Annotated in this window: 21 protein-coding genes; 8 read left to right on the top strand and 13 right to left on the bottom strand. The window is 54.3% G+C overall.

Features of this window, described 5'->3' with window-relative positions:
• Nucleotides 1–21: 21 nt before the first annotated feature.
• The 3 genes from HX448_RS07445 to HX448_RS07440 form a co-directional block, all read right to left on the bottom strand.
• Complete coding sequence (locus HX448_RS07445; RefSeq protein ID WP_102331640.1) at nucleotides 22–705, bottom strand: RibD family protein; 684 nt, start codon at nucleotides 703–705, stop codon at nucleotides 22–24.
• A gap of 87 nt (nucleotides 706–792) precedes the next feature.
• Nucleotides 793–1,071: a hypothetical protein gene (locus tag HX448_RS10495; protein WP_162485999.1), complete on the bottom strand. Its 279-nt coding sequence runs from the start codon at nucleotides 1,069–1,071 to the stop codon at nucleotides 793–795.
• A gap of 101 nt (nucleotides 1,072–1,172) precedes the next feature.
• Complete coding sequence (locus HX448_RS07440) at nucleotides 1,173–1,685, bottom strand: deoxyuridine 5'-triphosphate nucleotidohydrolase (RefSeq protein ID WP_102331639.1); 513 nt, start codon at nucleotides 1,683–1,685, stop codon at nucleotides 1,173–1,175.
• 104 nt (nucleotides 1,686–1,789) lie between these two features.
• Here HX448_RS07440 and rplU point away from each other — a divergent pair, with 104 nt between their 5' ends.
• The 4 genes from rplU to HX448_RS07420 all read left to right on the top strand — a co-directional run bounded on the left by rplU (nucleotide 1,790) and on the right by HX448_RS07420 (nucleotide 3,643).
• The gene (gene rplU / locus HX448_RS07435; protein ID WP_226846709.1) at nucleotides 1,790–2,113 is read left to right on the top strand and encodes a 50S ribosomal protein L21; all 324 of its coding nucleotides are present in this window, start codon (nucleotides 1,790–1,792) and stop codon (nucleotides 2,111–2,113) included.
• Between the two features lie 18 nt (nucleotides 2,114–2,131).
• Nucleotides 2,132–2,386, top strand: coding sequence for a 50S ribosomal protein L27 (rpmA, locus tag HX448_RS07430; RefSeq protein ID WP_102331638.1), 255 nt, complete (start codon nucleotides 2,132–2,134; stop codon nucleotides 2,384–2,386).
• A gap of 5 nt (nucleotides 2,387–2,391) precedes the next feature.
• Nucleotides 2,392–2,601: a 50S ribosomal protein L31 gene (gene rpmE, locus HX448_RS07425; RefSeq protein WP_102331637.1), complete on the top strand. Its 210-nt coding sequence runs from the start codon at nucleotides 2,392–2,394 to the stop codon at nucleotides 2,599–2,601.
• Nucleotides 2,602–2,683: 82 nt separating this feature from the next.
• Nucleotides 2,684–3,643: a DUF1385 domain-containing protein gene (locus HX448_RS07420; protein ID WP_102331636.1), complete on the top strand. Its 960-nt coding sequence runs from the start codon at nucleotides 2,684–2,686 to the stop codon at nucleotides 3,641–3,643.
• Between the two features lie 72 nt (nucleotides 3,644–3,715).
• Here HX448_RS07420 and hisI read toward each other — a convergent pair whose 3' ends face one another.
• Nucleotides 3,716–4,066 (bottom strand): phosphoribosyl-AMP cyclohydrolase, encoded by a 351-nt coding sequence (gene hisI, locus HX448_RS07415; RefSeq protein ID WP_102331635.1) that lies wholly within the window; start codon nucleotides 4,064–4,066, stop codon nucleotides 3,716–3,718.
• An 82-nt stretch (nucleotides 4,067–4,148) separates the two neighbouring features.
• Complete coding sequence (gene hisA / locus HX448_RS07410; protein ID WP_226846707.1) at nucleotides 4,149–4,880, bottom strand: 1-(5-phosphoribosyl)-5-[(5-phosphoribosylamino)methylideneamino]imidazole-4-carboxamide isomerase; 732 nt, start codon at nucleotides 4,878–4,880, stop codon at nucleotides 4,149–4,151.
• A 151-nt stretch (nucleotides 4,881–5,031) separates the two neighbouring features.
• Here hisA and HX448_RS07405 point away from each other — a divergent pair, with 151 nt between their 5' ends.
• The 3 genes from HX448_RS07405 (at nucleotide 5,032) to HX448_RS07395 (ending at nucleotide 9,555) form a co-directional block, all read left to right on the top strand.
• Nucleotides 5,032–5,412: a hypothetical protein gene (locus tag HX448_RS07405; protein ID WP_102331634.1), complete on the top strand. Its 381-nt coding sequence runs from the start codon at nucleotides 5,032–5,034 to the stop codon at nucleotides 5,410–5,412.
• Between the two features lie 176 nt (nucleotides 5,413–5,588).
• On the top strand, nucleotides 5,589–8,834 hold the full coding sequence (gene secA, locus HX448_RS07400; RefSeq protein WP_102331633.1) for a preprotein translocase subunit SecA: 3,246 nt from the start codon (nucleotides 5,589–5,591) through the stop codon (nucleotides 8,832–8,834).
• Nucleotides 8,835–8,841: 7 nt separating this feature from the next.
• Nucleotides 8,842–9,555: a hypothetical protein gene (locus tag HX448_RS07395; protein WP_226846705.1), complete on the top strand. Its 714-nt coding sequence runs from the start codon at nucleotides 8,842–8,844 to the stop codon at nucleotides 9,553–9,555.
• A gap of 86 nt (nucleotides 9,556–9,641) precedes the next feature.
• Here HX448_RS07395 and HX448_RS07390 read toward each other — a convergent pair whose 3' ends face one another.
• The 8 genes from HX448_RS07390 to HX448_RS07355 all read right to left on the bottom strand — a co-directional run bounded on the left by HX448_RS07390 (nucleotide 9,642) and on the right by HX448_RS07355 (nucleotide 17,165).
• Nucleotides 9,642–11,285: an MDR family MFS transporter gene (locus tag HX448_RS07390; protein WP_226846703.1), complete on the bottom strand. Its 1,644-nt coding sequence runs from the start codon at nucleotides 11,283–11,285 to the stop codon at nucleotides 9,642–9,644.
• A gap of 10 nt (nucleotides 11,286–11,295) precedes the next feature.
• Nucleotides 11,296–11,730 (bottom strand): MarR family winged helix-turn-helix transcriptional regulator, encoded by a 435-nt coding sequence (locus tag HX448_RS07385; RefSeq protein WP_102331632.1) that lies wholly within the window; start codon nucleotides 11,728–11,730, stop codon nucleotides 11,296–11,298.
• A gap of 60 nt (nucleotides 11,731–11,790) precedes the next feature.
• The gene (locus HX448_RS07380) at nucleotides 11,791–12,639 is read right to left on the bottom strand and encodes a DegV family protein (protein WP_102331631.1); all 849 of its coding nucleotides are present in this window, start codon (nucleotides 12,637–12,639) and stop codon (nucleotides 11,791–11,793) included.
• A gap of 168 nt (nucleotides 12,640–12,807) precedes the next feature.
• Nucleotides 12,808–14,064 carry a DEAD/DEAH box helicase gene (locus tag HX448_RS07375; protein WP_102331630.1) on the bottom strand — a complete coding sequence of 419 codons (1,257 nt, stop codon included), beginning with the start codon at nucleotides 14,062–14,064 and terminating at the stop codon, nucleotides 12,808–12,810.
• A gap of 248 nt (nucleotides 14,065–14,312) precedes the next feature.
• A complete protein-coding gene (locus HX448_RS07370) occupies nucleotides 14,313–15,521 on the bottom strand; it encodes a zinc finger domain-containing protein (RefSeq protein WP_102331629.1) in 1,209 nt (402 codons plus the stop codon).
• Between the two features lie 77 nt (nucleotides 15,522–15,598).
• Complete coding sequence (locus HX448_RS07365; protein WP_102331628.1) at nucleotides 15,599–16,162, bottom strand: LemA family protein; 564 nt, start codon at nucleotides 16,160–16,162, stop codon at nucleotides 15,599–15,601.
• Entirely contained in the window at nucleotides 16,159–16,593 is a 435-nt protein-coding gene (locus HX448_RS07360) for a zf-TFIIB domain-containing protein (RefSeq protein WP_102331627.1), read from the bottom strand. Before HX448_RS07360 ends, HX448_RS07365 begins: the two co-directional genes overlap by 4 nt.
• Nucleotides 16,594–16,676: 83 nt before the next feature.
• The gene (locus HX448_RS07355) at nucleotides 16,677–17,165 is read right to left on the bottom strand and encodes a CvpA family protein (protein WP_102331626.1); all 489 of its coding nucleotides are present in this window, start codon (nucleotides 17,163–17,165) and stop codon (nucleotides 16,677–16,679) included.
• 119 nt (nucleotides 17,166–17,284) lie between these two features.
• Here HX448_RS07355 and HX448_RS07350 point away from each other — a divergent pair, with 119 nt between their 5' ends.
• Complete coding sequence (locus tag HX448_RS07350; protein WP_102331625.1) at nucleotides 17,285–17,866, top strand: YkgJ family cysteine cluster protein; 582 nt, start codon at nucleotides 17,285–17,287, stop codon at nucleotides 17,864–17,866.
• The last annotated feature ends 113 nt before the right edge of the window (nucleotides 17,867–17,979 follow it).

The raw sequence follows: 17,979 nt of genomic DNA, 5'->3' as shown, positions 1-17,979 counted from the left end.
TACAAGGGTTACCGAGTTCAATCAGGAACGCTGTTTCAAAACCTGGTATCTGAGGAGTACGAGTCCATCTCCTATTTGTTCACATTGGAGGAGCTTCAAGGGAATCGTTTGGTTTGTCTTATTTAGCTGGTTTAGAAAACGTTGGGAACTTCCCGCTACCAGAGCCGGCGAAATAATCAGGCTGATCTCATCCAGCCATCCTTGAGCGATAAGCACGCTGTTCAATGTCGGCCCCGAGTCAACCAAAAAGCTCCTGAGAGTGTATTTGGAAGCAAGCATTTCAAATGCGGTTTTGAAATCTACATGATCTTTTCCGCAAACCAGATAATCGTAATCCCTAGCCTCGAGATATCGAATAAAATCTTCACCCGTTTTTTCGGATACCAGGACGATGATATCTCTGCAAAATTCGAACGACCTGCAGGCATGAAGCATGCCTTTCGTTTTGCCATGGGTGTCGACTACTATCCAATACGGTAAATCTTGGTTCCGGCTCGGCTTAACAAAGTCCAGTTCTTTTTCCTCAGGAACGCCGCCGTATGTTTCGATTCCGCTTGCAATCGTGTCTGAGCCAATTAAAGTGGCTTGAGTTTTATACTTGCCTGCTATTTCATAATGGAGACCCATATTCACATCAAAACCCGTGAATGCACCGTCCAGGGTCACTGTATTGTGCATGATAACCAAATCTGGAGTTTTCATCATTTGTGCAATCCTCCAATAAATTGAACTAACTCGCGGGAATTATAAACCCTGCGACCGGGTTATGCCGAGGCCTTTTTTCACATTATGTTACACCCTGAGTTGTTGACAATTAAACCTGCGAAGAATAGCATTTCGGCAACCTCTAATCCGCCATTGGGAAACCCACACCAACGACAGGGCATCATATCCGATGACCGGTACATTCTCCAACGGCAGGTTGAAAGCTGAATACCGCTCGAATTCGGTCAGTTGGATCTGGGCGCTGCATAAATAGGCATCATGAAAGAAATTAAGCAGAACGGGAAGAACTATTTCATCTGCGGCGAATGCGGGTTCGCCTACCTCGAAGAAGCGCTGGCTCAGCAATGCGAAGACTGGTGCAAAAGGGGGAGAGGTTGAAGGGTGGATTTAGCCCGCCGTGCCGCGGGTTTTGAGGAAGACGGAGAGATCAAACCTCTACTAAGCGGCTAACGAATATTTTCGTTCTGGTAGATGCCACTATAGCCTTCAGTCTCCGAGCCAAGCCGGAAAAACACCAATTGCAGAAGGCGGGCATTCTTTTCCAAGATGATGCCGTCCTTGTTGTAAACCACGACCAGGGACTGCGATCGACCTGAATAGCCCGCATCCCAGACGGCAGTGTGGATGGCGGCGCCGCATCGAAGCAGGCTGGAACGCGTCCTACCCAGCGCCATGACGTCCTTGGGCAGGCTGACGACCTCGTTGTAGGTGATGAGGTAATCACCCGGTTTAAGGTGGATTCGATCTTTACCATCAAAGGGCAACGGCGAAAGACTCGATAGTTTGCGTTGAGCGTTGTCGACAGGGATGACGCCGGGTCCATCGATGTTGAAGACTTCTTTCAGGGTCAGGTCGATTCCGTTAGGTTGCACCTGATCCTGCAAGCACAGGTAATCGGTTATTAACGACGGTTTGTTTTCGATGAGGCGCAGGAGTTCTTCTTTGGCGATGCAGGTCATGGCGGGAAGTGTAGCATGGGGGTGGGGGAGGGGTAAAATGACCCCCACCACTTGCGCGAGGTCGTGCAGATTGGTATAATGGCAAGTTGTTTTTATCTGGAGGTGTGACAATTTACGCGATAGTTGAATCTGGCGGCAAGCAATATAAGGTAACCGAGGGACAATCTCTCGATGTTGATCATTTGAACGTTGAAGACGGCGCCACGATCGAACTCGACCGGGTGCTGTTCTTTTCCGACGGTACGAACAATATAGCCGGCAAACCAGTCGTCGAAGGCGCCAAGGTCGTCGCCAAGGCTGAAGGTACCGGCTTGGGCGAGAAGGTACGCGGACTCCGGTTCAAAGCCAAGACCCGCGCTCACACCCGCACTGGCGGTCGCGCAGTGTTCACCCGGCTAAAGATCGAAAGTATCGTAGCCCCCAAATAATTTAGGAGATTAGATCAAATGGCTCATAAGAAAGGCGGCGGTTCAAGCCGTAACGGACGAGATTCCAAGCCTAAGATGCTGGGCGTCAAGCGCTATTCCGGCGAAAAAGTCCTGGCCGGGACCATCATCGTGCGGCAGCGCGGCACCCCCATCAAAGCGGGCGAAAATGTCGGCATCGGCAGAGACCACACCCTGTTTGCCCTGGCAGACGGAGTGGTGGAGTTCAAACCGACGGCTAACAGCAGGAGGATGGCCACTGTAAAGTCGGTCTAACGATTATGAAAGAAAAACTGCATCCCAAATATTTCCCCGAAGCCAAGGTGACCTGTTCCTGCGGCAACACTTTCCTCCTGGGTTCGACCACCCCCACGATCAAAGTTGAGCTTTGCAACAAGTGCCACCCGTTCTACACCGGCGAAAAGCGCATGGTGGACACGGCAGGGCGCGTCGACCGCTTCAAGCAGCGCTACGGCCTCAAGGACAAATAAACACTAGCAACCGATACAAAAGGGGCGGCTGAACACCGCTCCTTTTTTGTTACCCGGCGAATTATTGGAGTAAGATTCAACGATGGCACAGAAATTTTATTACGGCGGCCAGGCGATCATCGAAGGGGTGATGATACGCGGACAGAAATCGCTGGTTACGGCCGTCAGGCGGCCACAAGGGGATATCCTCGTTGAGGCACAACCGCTGCCCAGCATCTACACCGGCAAACTCCGGCAGATACCTTTCATCCGCGGCGTCATCGTTCTCCTCGAGGCGATGTTCCTCGGCATGCAGACGCTGATGCACTCGGCCGAAGTGGCGATTCAGGAGGAAGAAACCGAGAAAGTGTCGCCTTGGCTTCTCTGGGGTTTCGTCGGCTTTTCCCTTGCCGCCTCGATCGCCATCTTCGTTCTGACCCCGCTATTGGTCACCAGCATCTTCAACCGCTGGCTGGAATCAGCAGTCCTGTTCAACCTGGTTGAAGGCTTCATCCGCATGGCCCTGTTTATCGGCTATTTGAAGCTGGTCGGCGGGATGGCTGATATCAAGCGGATGTTCGCCTATCACGGCGCGGAACACCAGAGTATCAATGCCTTTGAGCACGGCGTAAAACTTGAACCGTTAACTGTTCGCGAATTTTCTACCGCTCATACCCGTTGCGGCACCAGTTTCCTGCTGGCGGTCATGGTCATCGCTATATTCGTCTTCTCCCTTATCGGCAAACCGGTTTTGTGGATGATGATCCTGTCACGGATTCTGCTTTTGCCGGTTATCGCCGGGATTTCCTACGAATTCACCCGTTACGCCGCCGGTCACGGCGATAACGCCCTGGTAAAAGGACTCACCCGCCCAGGCTTGTGGCTGCAAGGGTTGAGCACACGCGTTCCGGAATTAGCCCAGCTCGAAGTCGGCATTGCCGCGTTAAAGAAAGCGATCGTTATTGATCATCCGGAAATGGAAGCCGAATTGTACCCGGCCCCGGTGACGGTCGAGATTCCCGTTGAAACTGAGCCGGTGACGGACGCCGAGCCGCTGACTTAGCTGATTCGTCGAATAAATTAAAACGACCCCGCCAAAAAATTGTGGCGGGGTCGTTTGTTTAACTGAATGTTTCTATTCCTTAGTTGCGGCAACGTATTCCATGGTGAGTGGCTCGAAGAAACAACTGGTCTCGCCGGTGTGGCAGGTGGGACCCACTGGCTCGGCCTTAACCAGGATGGCATCGTTGTCGCAGTCCAACCAAACTTCCTTGACGATAAGCTTGTTGCCGGAGGTGGCGCCTTTGTTCCAGAGTTCCTGGCGCGATCGGCTGTAGAACCAGACGCTGCCGGTCTCCAGGGTCAGTTTGGCCGATTCCTTGTTCATGTAACCCAGCATCAATACCTGGCCGGTCTTGACGTCCTGCACGATGGCCGCGACCAGCCCTTTGTCATCCAGTTTTAATCCCTTGTCCTTGACTGCCATGAACCTTCCTTCTCCTTTTTTTCGATGTTTTGGATTTTGGTACTTTGAGATTTGAAATTATTTAGATATTGGAAATTGGAAATCAGGATTTATCGATTGTTTTCAGGGCTTGTCTCAGGTCGATAGCCCCCGAATAGATGGACTTGCCCAGTATCGCCCCTTCGGCTCCGACTAGTTTCAGTATCTGGAGATGGCTGATCGAAGCAATGCCGCCTGAAGCGATCACCGGTGCTTTTATAGCTTGCATGAGGTCGAACAAAGCTGTGAAATTGGGTTCGGTCAGCATCCCGTCGCGAGAAATATCGGTGAAAACGAAACGCCGTACGCCCAGTCCCATCATCTGCCGGGCGAATGCCAACACCGGCAAATCGGTCTCCTCTTTCCAGCCTTTGACCGCCATCTTGCCGTTTCTGGCATCCAGGCTGACGATGATGGATTCGGCGTACTTGCCGCAGGCCTCCTGGACCAATGCCGGGTTTTCGACGGCCGCTGTTCCCAGTATGACCCGGTCGATTCCTGCTGAAAGAAGTTTCTTGATATGCCCGATGTCCCGGATACCGCCGCCGAGCTGCACCGGGACCTGGGCGGCCTGGGCGATCTGGCTGATGACGCTGAGGTTAATCATCTCCCCCGAGGCCGCACCGTCAAGGTCGACGATGTGGAGGCGGGGGGCGCCCATCGACTGCCACTTGAGGGCCATGTCGACCGGATTGTCGGAATAGACTGTTTCGCGGGAATAATCCCCCTGCACCAACCGGACGCAGCGGCCGCCTCGGATGTCTATCGCGGGGATAATTTCGATGGTTTTCTCCAATGTCGGATTTTGAGAATGAAAAAGATTATACCATTGTGACAATATTGGAGCTAATCGGAAATAATCCCAAAAATATTTCGCTTGAACTTATTGACATGAGTGTTGGCCCGGCCAATAATTTTCTCGAAATTATCCGCAGGGGGTATTTCCAATGGAAAAACTCAACAGACGGTACCTCCGTACTACGATACTGTGGATTGTGGGGATTTTGGCTGTTCTGCTTTATGCCGCGTTGGCCACTGTCGAGACCGCGGAGAACTACAATAACCTTGCCCTGGTTCGCGCAGGCGACCTGATCGGCTATTCTTTGGTGGCTCTCCTGTTCGCCCTCCTATCTTTTGTGCTTAAAGGCAATAACAACAGGACGATAAATATCGTCGCGGGCGCGATATTTACCGTCATTACGCTTATTGCTTTCATAGATAGTTTTACTGTGAATATGAGCGGCATCTACAATCCGGTACTCTTTGCTGCCGTGTTGGTATATGGTGTAATTTTCTGGTTTGCCCTCAAGACCCCCAAAACGCTTTAATTTTTATCCCGTCCCGGGATCCGAGCGTCAAATCCTCGCCGATAATGGCATATTCCTTTTGTTTCCAATTCATCTTCCCCACAGATTTTCCTCTATGTGGTACAATACAAAGAACGCCTTCGCGCGTTATACAGAATGATACCGTCCCCTCGGGGGCTTAAAAGAGGTTGGATAAGATGTTCAAATGGCTCAGCAAAGTGGCCGGCGACTCTAATGAAAAAGAGATCAAACGGTTACAGCCGCTGGTTGCGCGGATAAATGCGCTTGAACCCGAGTATATGAAGCTTACTGATGAGGAACTCAAAGGAAAGACTGCAGAGTTCAAAACGAAGGTGGCCGCGGAGTACGCAGAACTCATGGGTGATATCGACAATCTGCGTGAACAACTGGCTGTCACCGTCAGCCCGGAGGACCGCAACAAGCTCAAGGACAAGATCATTACCCTAGAGAATTCATGCTTCGATACAATCCTGCACGAGGCTTTTGCGGCGGTGCGCGAGGCCTCCCGTCGAGCTTTGGGACTGAGACACTACGATGTCCAGCTCATCGGCGGTTCCGTCCTGCACGAAGGGCACATCGCCGAGATGAAAACCGGCGAAGGCAAAACTTTGGTAGCCACCCTGCCCCTCTACCTCAACTCGCTCCTGGGCAAAGGCGCCCATCTGATCACCCAGAACGACTACCTGGCCCGCCGCGACGCCTACTGGATGGGACCCGTTTACCACGCCCTGGGCATTTCGGTGGCCTCCATCTACCCGATGCAGACGCCGGACGAGCACCAGCCGTCGCGTTTGTTCGATCCGGCTTACAACTCGGGCAAGGAGAACGACCCCTGGAAACACTACAGGCCGGTGCCGCGCAAGGAGGCTTACGATGCCGACATTACCTATGGCACTTCGGCGGAATTCGGCTTCGACTACCTCCGCGACAACATGGTCATCGACCTGAAGCAGTGCGTCCAGCGGCCGGACGGGCCTTACTTCGCCATCGTTGATGAAGTCGACAACCTGCTCATCGATGAAGCCAGGACGCCGCTTATCATCTCAGCCCCGGATATGGAAGCCGGCAAGCTCTATCAGACGTTCGCCCGCCTGGTTCTAAAACTTAAACCGGAAACGGACTACGAGGTCAAGATCAAGGAACGCCAGGCTGAGCCTACCGAGGATGGCTGGGTCAAGATCGAAGGTCTGCTAAAACGCGAAGGCCTGATGAAGACCGATAATCTGTACGATCCCCAGAACTCCCACCTGATGCGCCAGCTCAGAAACGCCCTCTCGGCCAAGGAGTTTTATCTCAAAGACCGCCAGTACGTCGTCGACCGAGACCCAGACGGGCAAATTGGCATCGTCATCGTCGACGAGTTCACCGGCCGCAAGATGGTCGGGCGGCGCTACTCAGAAGGTTTACACCAGGCTATCGAGGCTAAGGAAGGCGTAAGAGTCCGGGAGGAATCCAAGACATACGCCTCCATCACCATCCAGAATTATTTCAGGATGTACGACAAACTAGCGGGCATGACCGGAACCGCCCTGACCGAGGCCGAGGAATTCGCCAGGATCTACAAGCTGGAAGTGGTGGCTATCCCGACCAACCGGCCGATGATCCGCGACGACGAAACCGACCAGATCTACAAAGATGTTGACGCCAAGTTCAAGGCTGTCGTCCGTGAGGTAGAAGAGATGCGGGCGGCGGGACGGCCGGTGCTCCTGGGCACGGTGTCCATTGAAAACTCTGATCTCATTTCCGAGATGCTCAGGAAAAAAGGCATCCCGAACGAGGTGCTGAACGCCAAGAAGCATGAACGGGAAGCCGCCATCGTCGCCGAAGCAGGTAAGCCGGGGGCGGTGACCGTTGCTACCAATATGGCCGGCCGCGGCGTTGACATCATCCTGGGCGGCAGGCTTGAAAGCTATGACCCCATGGGGGATTTGAAAACTTTCCTGGCCGAAGAACTCTCCAAAACCACCGTCGACCGAGAGAAACTCACCGAGTTCGAGAAGGGCATCGAAGCGGAGGAAGCCGAGATCACCCGGCTCCAGGGCCAGATCAACACCCTGCGACTGGAGTACATTCAGGAGGTAAAGACCGACCCGGCAGCCGCGGTCCAAAGCGGCAAGTTGGCCGAGATCGACGAACATGAGCGGATGCTCAAGGCTGTTGCCGAACACTATATGACGGTTTATGGCAAGTGGATTGGCGATATGGCCAACGAACAGCCCGCCAATCCCAAGAAAATGGAATGCCGTATCGACACCGGGCGTTGCCAGTCGGTGCTGGATAAAGAGAAAAAGCGCTTCAATGAATGGCTGGAACGCTATGTTGCTGTCGTGAAGGCCGGTGGCCTCCACGTCATCGGCACCGAGCGCCACGAGGCCCGCCGCATCGATAACCAGCTCCGCGGCCGTTCGGGGCGCCAGGGCGATCCGGGTTCGTCACGCTTTTTCGTCTCGCTGGAAGACGACATCATGCGCCGTTTTGGCGGCGATATGGTCAGGGGGTTGATGGAGCGGCTTGGCTTCGATGAGAACACGCCGATCGAAAACTCCATGATCTCAAAGTCGATCGAAAACGCGCAGAAACGGGTTGAGGGTTTCAACTTCGACATCCGCAAGAACCTGGTCGAGTATGACGACGTGGTCAACAAGCACCGCGAAATCATCTACGGCGAAAGAAAGAAAATCCTGGAAGGAGCCGACCTCAGAAGCAACATCCTGAACATGGTCAAAGAAACCATCGATGCAATCGTCGCCGACCGGCTGGCAGGTTTGGACTACCAGGACTGGGACACCGCCGGACTCTTGACCGATATCGGCGCGTTTATGACGATTCCGGCGGACCTGACCGCGGAAGAAATCCAGAGACTGTCAGCAGACGAAGTCGCCGAGCGGTTGAAGTGCTGGGCTGAAGAGCAATATGCCAAAAAAGAACAGGAAATAAGCCCTGAGATACTTCGGCAGATCGAACGCCATCTGATGCTCCGGGTCATCGACACCCTCTGGATCGAGCACCTAACTTTCGTGGAACACTTGAGGCTGGAAGCCGGTTGGCAGACGCTGCGGCAGGTCAAGGCGGTGGACGCCTACAAAAACGAAGGGTATCGAGCCTTCGAGGACCTACTTGATGGCATTAAACATGACGTAGTCCATACCATTTTCAAGGTCCAGGTAGTGAGGCAGGGAGCCCCCGGAGCGGCTCCTCAAAGGATCCAGGCCAGACAGGCGCCGCTGGCTGTCGGAGCGGCAGTCAGTTCCGCCGCCGAAACGGTTGCGCTAAAGGCGGGGGCAACTTCACCAATGCAGGCGGCGGCAGCGGGCGCTAATGTCAGTCACGCCGCTAAGGACGCCGAAGGCCACAAGGTCGGCCGCAACGATCCCTGCCCTTGCGGCAGCGGCAAAAAATACAAAAAGTGCTGTGGGGCGTAGTCAGTTGATGGTGGAAGAAACCTGCAACACGACCGGATTGGCTGAAAGTTCTTACAGAGCGATACAGCATCTGCGCTCGGCTATACAAGCCGGGGCGCGTTGGTATCTGGCGCTCCTGGAGGCCATCGGCATGTGGCAGGCAGATGAAGAATGCGTCGACGGGCGGGTTTACAAATACCTTATAGAAGGCGAGGCGCTGGATTTTCTGCTGCTGGCGGAGAGGCTTACCGAGACCGCTCGTGACCTGATCCCGGAACAGGAACGGGTGGCGTTGTTGTTCAATTCCAAGGCGCCCCTGGAAGTTTCCCCCGGTGAAATGCGCCGCCTGATGGGCGACACGCGCTACCAGCAGCACCTCAATTATTTCTATGGCATCACCGTTGAGGAAGCGCTGATCCTGGCGGTCCAGGAAGAAGTCCGCAAGGACCAGCGGTCGCTGGTGATCAAGGAATTCGATACCATCGAAGAGAGTTTCGTCCGGATCTACGACCAACCTCGATCCGAACTCCTGAAGATGTTCCGGCGCGACCGGGGAGAGCGCACCAGCCGGTCGCTCAAGCTTTCTGAGATGAGGGAATTCACCTACTGGCTGTTCAAGTACCGGCTGAAGCACACCGATAAAGCCCGTGTCGCCTCAGACACCAAGAAAGCCCTGACCCGGCTCAAGAAATTCCCCGGCAGGAGCGGTAGCCCTGGTTTGGACCAGTTGCTGGGGGTATAAAAAATCCCAGAAAAAGAAGAGAGCCTCGAATTTCGAGGCTCTCTTCTTTTCATCGCTTTTACTAAAGCTCCGGTTCGTGCCTTTTGTCAGACTGTCCCATCGATGCTTCGTTCTACACCCAGTTCTTCCGGCATGGGGTGATGGCTCTTGCGCAGGGCGATCTGCGGCAGGAAGATGGTGGCGATAACGGCGACGGCCATCAGGATGGCGCCGATGATGAACACCCGGTCGATGGAGTCGCTGTAGGCCGTCCTAAGGATTTCCAGGAAGTTGTTGAAGGCGTTCGTCAGCGCATCGCGGATGGCGGCAGGAGCCTGCTCGAAACCGGCCCGGATCTGCGCCTGTCCGGTGTTGCTCAGGAACGTCTGGATGGTGTTGCTGTCAATGTTGACCGGAATGTTCGGGTTAGCCTGCTTGGCCATGACGATGAACGGGTCGCTCTGGATGTTAGAAAGGCGGGCAGCGAGCTGGACGTTCATGACGCCGCCCAGGACCGCGCCGCCGACCGTGGCGCCGACCGTCCGGAACAACTGGATTCCGGCGGTGACCTCACCGAGATGTTTATGGGCAAAGGCGTTTTGCACCGCCACGGTGAAGACCGGCATGGTGAAGCCGAGGCCGATGCCCATAGTGATCATGCGCAGGACCAGGGAGAACTGCGAGGTCGTCTCGCTTATCTGGGAGAAAAGCAGCATTCCCACGGTGGCGATTACCATACCAGCGATGGCCAGGATCTTATAGTTGCCGGTGCGCGACATGACCTGGCCGGCGAACATGGAGCCGACAACGATCGAGATCATCATTGGCATCAGGATCAGACCGGAATTGGTGGCCGAAAATCCGGCGACGCCCTGGGCGAAGACCGGGATGAACAGGATGGATCCGAACATGCCCAGCGAAGCCAGGAAGGTGGCGATGATGGACACGGTGAACACCCGGTTTTTAAACAGTGAGGGTGAGACGATCGGATCCTTAGCCCTAATTTCGCGCCAGATGAAGGCAAACAGAGCGATAAGGGCGACGACGAGCAAAGTAACGATCTCCGGGGAACCCCAGGGATATTGGCTGCCGCCCCATACCAGGGCAAGAAGAAGCGGCACGAGTGTGGCGGTAAGCAGAATCGCTCCGAGGTAGTCGATAGAGTGGTTTTTAGCTTCGTGAGGATTACTGATCTTGGGTGGCGCACCAGCGAAGATGACTGCCAGGGCAGCCATGCCTACGGGAATGTTGACATAGAAGATCCAACGCCAGGAGAAACTATCGGTCAGCCAACCGCCAAGGAGCGGACCAGCCACTGAGGTGATGCCGAACACGGCACCAAAAAGACCCTGGACTTTACCGCGCTGGGCTGGCGGGAACAGGTCACCGATGACGGAGAAAGAATTAACCATGATCGCGCCGGAACCGACACCCTGGAGGGCGCGGCAGAAGATGAGCTGGGTCATATTTTGCGATGCACCGGCAAGGGCGGAACCCACCAGGAAAATGATAATGGCCAGCAGGACAAGGTTCCTACGGCCGAAAACATCACTTAATTTGCCATAGATTGGCACAGTAACGGCTGTAGCCAGCATGTACGATGTGAAAACCCAGGAAATGTGCGACAAGCCCTGGAATTCTTCGACGATCTTAGGCATAGCGGTGGCGACAATGGTCTGGTCAAGCGAGGCCAGGATCATGGACAACATGACGCCGGCCAGGATAAGGGGCGTACTTTGCTTGTGGGTCATAATACCTCTTTCAATTGGTCGGGGAATGGGTGACTACTTTATCCAAAAGCCCGATCAGGGTCCGGAACTCCTCGTCATCGAGGGAACTGAAGACAGCGCAAAAGCGTTCCAGACGCTGGACTTTCAGGGCTTCAATTTTTTTACGGCTTTCTTTCGGCAGGCTGAGACGAAGGGCTCGTCGGTCTTCGAGCGCAGGTTGGCGCAGAAGCATGCCCTTGTCAACCAATCCGTCAACCAGCTGGGTGGCGGCGCTGGATGAAATACCCAACTTGGACGCCAACTCTTTTATGCCGATGCCTTCATGCCGGCTGATGAGAAACAGCGCCAGCCATTGAGAGGGAGCCAAAAATTCCTCACCGGTGCACTGAGCGTCGGGATTCATCAGGCGTTTGAGCGAATGCAGCTTTTTTATAAGCTGCTCGACCTGTTGTTTACGATCATTCATTAATAAAATTAAGGTGCTAAGTATATTAGCACCTTATCTAATAACCTGTCAAAAGAAGGATCAGGTTTGGGCTTTGAGCCTGACGGCGACTGCCAGGACACCTGGACCGCCGTGAACCCCGAGAACCGGGCCAAATCGCCCGATATAGATTTTGTCCGGCGATACGAATTCGGAAATGCGATCAGCTAACGATTTGGCTTCGTCAGGGGTGGTGGAGTGGATAACTGTCGCCTCGGCGATGTTATGCCCGGCTTCTTTGACCAGTTCAAACAGTCGTTCGATTCCCTTAGCCCGGCTCCTGACCTGACCAACGGGAATGAATTCACCGTCCTTGATGCCGAGAAGCGGTTTGACATTGAGGATGGAGCCCAGTAATGCCTTAGCCCGGCCGATGCGGCCACCGCGGGCAACATATTTCAGGGTGTCGAAAAGTACCAGCAAGTGAATATCGCCGACGAAACCTCGGGCTGCCGCTGCCAATGTCTGAAGGTCATTGCCGGTTTTGGCCAGGCGCGCGGTGGCCACCACCACCAGCCCCTGGGCCATGGAAGTGTATTTGGAATCTACAATTTCAACGGGCACGGGATTTTTCATCATCTTGGCGCCCTGGTGGGCAGAGCTGATGGTACCACTCATTTTCTCAGAGATATGGATTGAAAGGATGCCGTCGGTATCTTTGGCGAGGCTGTCATAGACTCTGGCAAAATCCTGAGGAGAGGGCTGGGCGGTGGTTGGGTGTACCGAGTCACTCTGAAGGCGCGCATAAAACTCATCCTCAGTGATATCGATACGATCCTTATATGAATGACCGCCGAATTGGACGTAAAGCGGAACCGAGGTTATTCCAAGTTGGGTTGCAAGTTCCAGTGGGATGTCGGCGGTGGAGTCAGTGACAATTTTGATGACCACGGCTGATCTCCTGATTAAAAAGTCTATCAGGTTTAAAGTATACCGTAGTCAATCCCATATGGCTACGACTATTTTTAAGCCGGCTAAAATAATTATGAAGAGTTTTCGATCAGAATAAATGATAAGCCCGCCGGTTGAGGGCGGGCTTGGATTACGAAAGGATTCAGGCTAGGCAGGTTGGCGATAGGCTGCAGGCGGTCTGCGCCATGAAGGTACCCGACGGCGTTCGCCAGCACCTGGTGCGGCGGGGGTCGGACGGGAAGGCCTGGGGCCGCGGGCAAACTCATGTTTAACGGGCTCAGGGGCGTCGTACTTGAAGTGCTCGAGGCTGCGCCGTTCAATCGGAGATTTGAGCAGTCTTTCCAGGGCTCGTACCATAGGCTCATCTTCAGCAGAAACGAAGGTGAAGGCATCTCCGGTTTTGCCGATTCGGCCGGTACGGCCGATGCGGTGGATATAGGCGTCGGCGGTGTCCGGCATATCGTAGTTGATGACGTGCGAGACATCAGAGACATCGATGCCGCGGGATGCGATGTCGGTGGCGACCAGCACTTTAAAAGTACCGTCCTTGAAACCGTCCAGAGCTGCTTGTCTCCGATATTGAGAAAGATTGCCCTGAATGGAAGCCACGGCATAGCCTTCCTGGCCTAGAGCCAGGGCAACGCGTTCGGTGCGATGCTTGGTACGGGTGAAGATTAGTACGGAGTCCATGCCTTTTTCTTTGAGCAACGTTTTAAGTAGAGGAGTTTTAAGATCCTGGCGCACGGGGTAAAGGGCATGAGCCACGGTATTGGCCGGAGCCACTGTGCCTATCTGCACTGTCACCGGATCCTTCAAAAATTCTCGCACCAATTTGCGTACATCATCTGGCATAGTGGCGGAGAATAAGAGTGTCTGTCGTTCATGCATCAGGCATTTCATGATCTTGCGGATATCAGGCAGGAAGCCCATATCGAACATCCGATCAGCCTCATCGATGACCAGCGTTTCGACGTCGGTGAAGTCAATGGATCCCTGCCAGACGTGATCCAACAAGCGTCCGGGGCAAGCCACCACAATGTCAATGCCAACGCGCAGTTTGCTCTTTTGGGCTTCCATGCCGACACCGCCGTAGATGGCCATGCTGCGTATTCCAGTGTGGTGCGACAGCCCTTTTATAGCATCATAAATCTGCTCAGCGAGTTCGCGAGTTGGCGAGATGATCAATCCGCGAAGCTTGCCGCGAGGGCCTCGAAGCAGCTTTTGGAGCATCGGCAGAACAAAAGCTGCGGTCTTACCCGTGCCCGTTTGGGCCAGGCCGATAAGATCGCGGCCTTCCAGGGCGGGTGGTATAGCCTGAGCCTGGATGGGGGTGGGTTCGGTGTAACCGACCGTTTTGATACCGCTCAAGATAGCGGGATGAAAGTTGAATGATTCGAAAGTCATAATATTCCTATGGTTTTATTTTTTTGTGGATTAGCCTGTCTGGTTGGAAATGGTCAAAATTGAAGTGCACTGAGCTGAGAGAATTGAAGAGTCGTTAGGAAGCGAACCGAAGAGATTCCGTTTGACCTGAGGCCGAGCGTTAAGGTACGCGATAACCGAAAAACCTACCAATTGATATAATTATACGTGAAAAGTTGCTTGGATACAAATGTTGCTATAGATGGGGGGTAGTACTGGCGGCGAGAATCTCAGTTAACCGCGTTGATAGTTCCGCAATGCGGGCATCTTACGGCTGGCGCGGTGAAGTTCGGCGGCAGGCGGAGGGTGGTGCCGCAGTTGGAACAATCGATCCTGCGGTAATTGGCCATACCGAAGAGCATGTTCTGTGTTTCCCGGGTGCGGGCGGTCAGATCCGGTTCTTCGACGACGCCTTCCGCAGAAGGCGCCCGGGTTTCTACCGCGGCTGCGGCGCCGGCCAGAGCGGAATGAGGCAGAACGTGGGAATGGGCTGTTTTCTCGTAAGCGTCTTCGTACGCCTTGAGCGAGGCGCTGTGGCCCATCTGGCGGAGAATGCGGATCCGCTCGGAGATAGGCGGATGGGTGCTGGTCCAATCGGTGGCCGCTCGGCCTTTGTCGCGGAACGGATTTACGATGTACATCGGCGCGGTAGCCTGGTTGGCCTTGGCGACAGGATTGGTAGAAGCCGCCAGTTTTTCCAGTGCTGAAGCCAGCCCTTCCGGATACCGGGTATAAAGCGCTGCGGAGGCGTCCGCCAGGTATTCTCTCCGGCGGGACAGGGCAAAATACAAAAGTTGAGTGAAGATGGGCGCCAGGATGATGAAGAGGATACCGACGATCGCAATAATGGCGCCGCCGCTGCCGCCCGAGTCGCTGGATCGCCGTGAACCCCGGCCGCCGGTGAAAAAGATCATCCGGCTGAAATAGTATGACAGGATGACGACGGTGCCCAGGAGAACCGCTGCGATTGACATCAGCAGCACGTCCCGGTTTTTGACGTGGGACATTTCGTGGGCGATGACGCCCTGGAGTTCATCCCGGTTAAGTTTCTGTAGCAGTCCCGAGGTGATAGCCACGGCCGCGTGGTTCTGGTCTCGGCCGGTGGCGAAGGCATTCAACGCCGGGTCGTCGATGATGTAGACATCCGGCATTTTGGCCAGGCCGCAGGCGATGGTCATTTCCTCGACGACGTTAAAGAGCCTCGGGTGATCCTTCTTCTCGATCTTCCTGGCGCCTGCTGTGGCTAAAAGGATGCTATCGCCCTGGAAATATGCCACCAGCGTCATGATAATCCAGACTACCGCGGCAATGGCTACTCCGCCGTAAGGAGTCCCGAAGAAATAGTCGCCAAGGGCAAAGCCTACTCCGATGAGCACCGCTCCCATGAAAATCACCAGGATGATCGAGCGGGTGCGGTTTGCGCTTATCTGTTCCCACATAGTGTTACGATAAAACCATCTTTACACTTGAGTCGGGGCGCGAGAAATCGCGCCCCGACGATTCAACCATCGACTCATTAAGTGAAAGAAACCTTTGGGGCGGTCCGCTCAGCCTCGACCTTGACTTCGAAGAATTCGCTGACAGTGAAACCGAACATCCCGGCGATGATGTTGGATGGAAACATCTGGATCTTGTTGTTATAGTTCAGGACCGAATCGTTGTAGAACTGGCGGGAGAAGGAAATCTTGTTTTCGGTCGAGGACAACTCTTCCTGCAGAGCCAGGAAGTTCTGGTTAGCCTTCAGTTCCGGGTAAGCTTCGGCGACCGCGATCAAGCGGCCGAGGACGGCGGTGAGTTCGCCTTCAGCCTGAGCGCGGGTAGCCGGTCCGGCTGAGGCAACCTGCTGGGCCATGTTCCGGGCTTTGGTAACGTTTTCAAAGACTTCGCGCTCGTGCTTGGCGTAGCCTTTGACCGTCTCGACCAGGTTGGGGATCAGGTCGTACCGCCGTTTCAACTGGACGTCGATCTGAGCCCAGGCGTTCTTGACCTGGTTCCTCAACCCGACCAGGCCGTTGTAGATGCCGATGAAAATCAGGAACAGGATGACGATGACGGCCAGGATGATGATCAGTGGTATCATTCAGCTCCTCCTTTATTTGAGATATCCGCTTTCAATGTATCCTTGAGAAATGAGAGCATTCCGGTATCCACGGCGCTGCCCTCAGCCGGCTCAGCCTTGGAAAGGACCTGGTGCAGCTCGCCGCCGTCAAACCACAAGCCGTCTCCACGATCGCAGGCGTCGATAATAACGGCGGGAGAGGTACCCACATTTTTCTTCAACATTTTGCGATTACAGATGGGACAACGACGGCTTGCCTCAGGGGTGGAGGCGTCGGGTCGGGTCAAGATGTCGGCAACGCAAATCTCGGCTTTAGGACCGCAAGCCCGCTCGGTTACCAGTTCCAATTCGCCGCGGTCGAACCAGACTCCGTGGCAAGTTGGGCAATAATCAAGGGCGATCTGGTCGTGTTCGACCACAATCATAGGGCTGCTGTCTTTGGGACAATTCATAACTTGCGTCAAGTTTAAGCGTCCATTCGAAGGCTGTCAATAGCCTGTTGGATTGATCGATGATCACCCGTTTTGGGCTGAATCTATTTAAAGAAATCTTTGATAGAGTCGAATTGGGATGGCAACAGGCTCAGCACGAACGGGAATTTATCGAGCAGGAAGGTAGCCATCACCGAATTCGAAAGAGAATCGGTGCCGAAATACCGGGCCCAGACAGCCAGCGCGGCGGCGACGAATAAGGCGCCCATGACCAGACCGAAAACCGCGCCCAGGAGGCGGTTCAGCAGACCGAGAAAGGCCACCGATACCAGCTTGGTCAGCAACGAAGCAACCAGCGAGAAAATACCCCAAACCACCAGCAGGATCAGGACGAAGGCGGCGACGTTGGCAACATCGGTATTGGAGATGAAACTGAGGAGACTGCCGGCGAGATTCTCGTAGAAACGCCCGGCCAGGATGATGCCGACGATAAGTCCAACCAACCCCGCCAGCGCTTTTATAAATCCCTGGGCGAAACCGGTGATCACCTGGATGGCCAGGATGACTATAATCACAACATCTAGCCAGTTCATATTTCCCATTAAAGCACTTATTAAACGGTCTTTCAAACAGCTTCTTTGACACGAGCCGCGAAAGCTACTAAAGTGACCGTCGGTACCGGCAATTCAAACGTAAAATTCCAGGGGAAAACATGCCCGAGCTGACCGAAAAGCAAGAGAAAGAGATAGCCGAAGTTAAGGCGATGGTGGAGACCAAGCGCCAGAAGCTCGGGGTCAAGTATGACCGTTATGTTGCCCGGGTGGTGGCAGTGCTCCGCGCCAACAACGCCACGTTCGAGACAATGACTGACGAAGAGATCACCGAACTGGTCATGCTGGTTGACGTCATCGGCGAGGAATCGCGCGGTACTATGAAGAAATTAGGCGAATATTGCGCCCGCTGTGGCTGGTGCTGCTCACGGACGAATAAGATCGTTGTGACGAAAGAAGACACCGAGCGCATCAGCCGGGCGCTTAAGCAAAAAACCGAAGATCTTTTCGTGTTTGACGGTAAAGAATGGTCGATGAAAAAGGTGCGTCCCTGCCGGTGGTGGAATCCCAAGAACGGGAGGTGCGCCATCTACAACATCCGGCCGCAGGTTTGCCGCGTCTGGCCGATGGCGGTAAATGAGATCGGCCAAAAGATGGTGCACAGCGTCTCGGAATGTTCCTACGCGGTGATGGTGCTGGCAAGCAAGGTGATACGTTACCTGCAAACACCCAAGGCAACTTAGAAGATTGATCGAGGTATCGAATGATTGTCCGGATGGTATGTCTGGACGCCTTCTAAAAACGCCGACAGCTTCGAGAGCCTTTTAAAAAGAAGAGGTGTTCACCGGAATCACCG

The sequence above is a fragment of the Dehalogenimonas etheniformans genome, from assembly GCF_014672715.2.
Classification (GTDB): domain Bacteria; phylum Chloroflexota; class Dehalococcoidia; order Dehalococcoidales; family Dehalococcoidaceae; genus Dehalogenimonas; species Dehalogenimonas etheniformans.
This window is presented reverse-complemented; position numbering and strand designations above follow the sequence as displayed.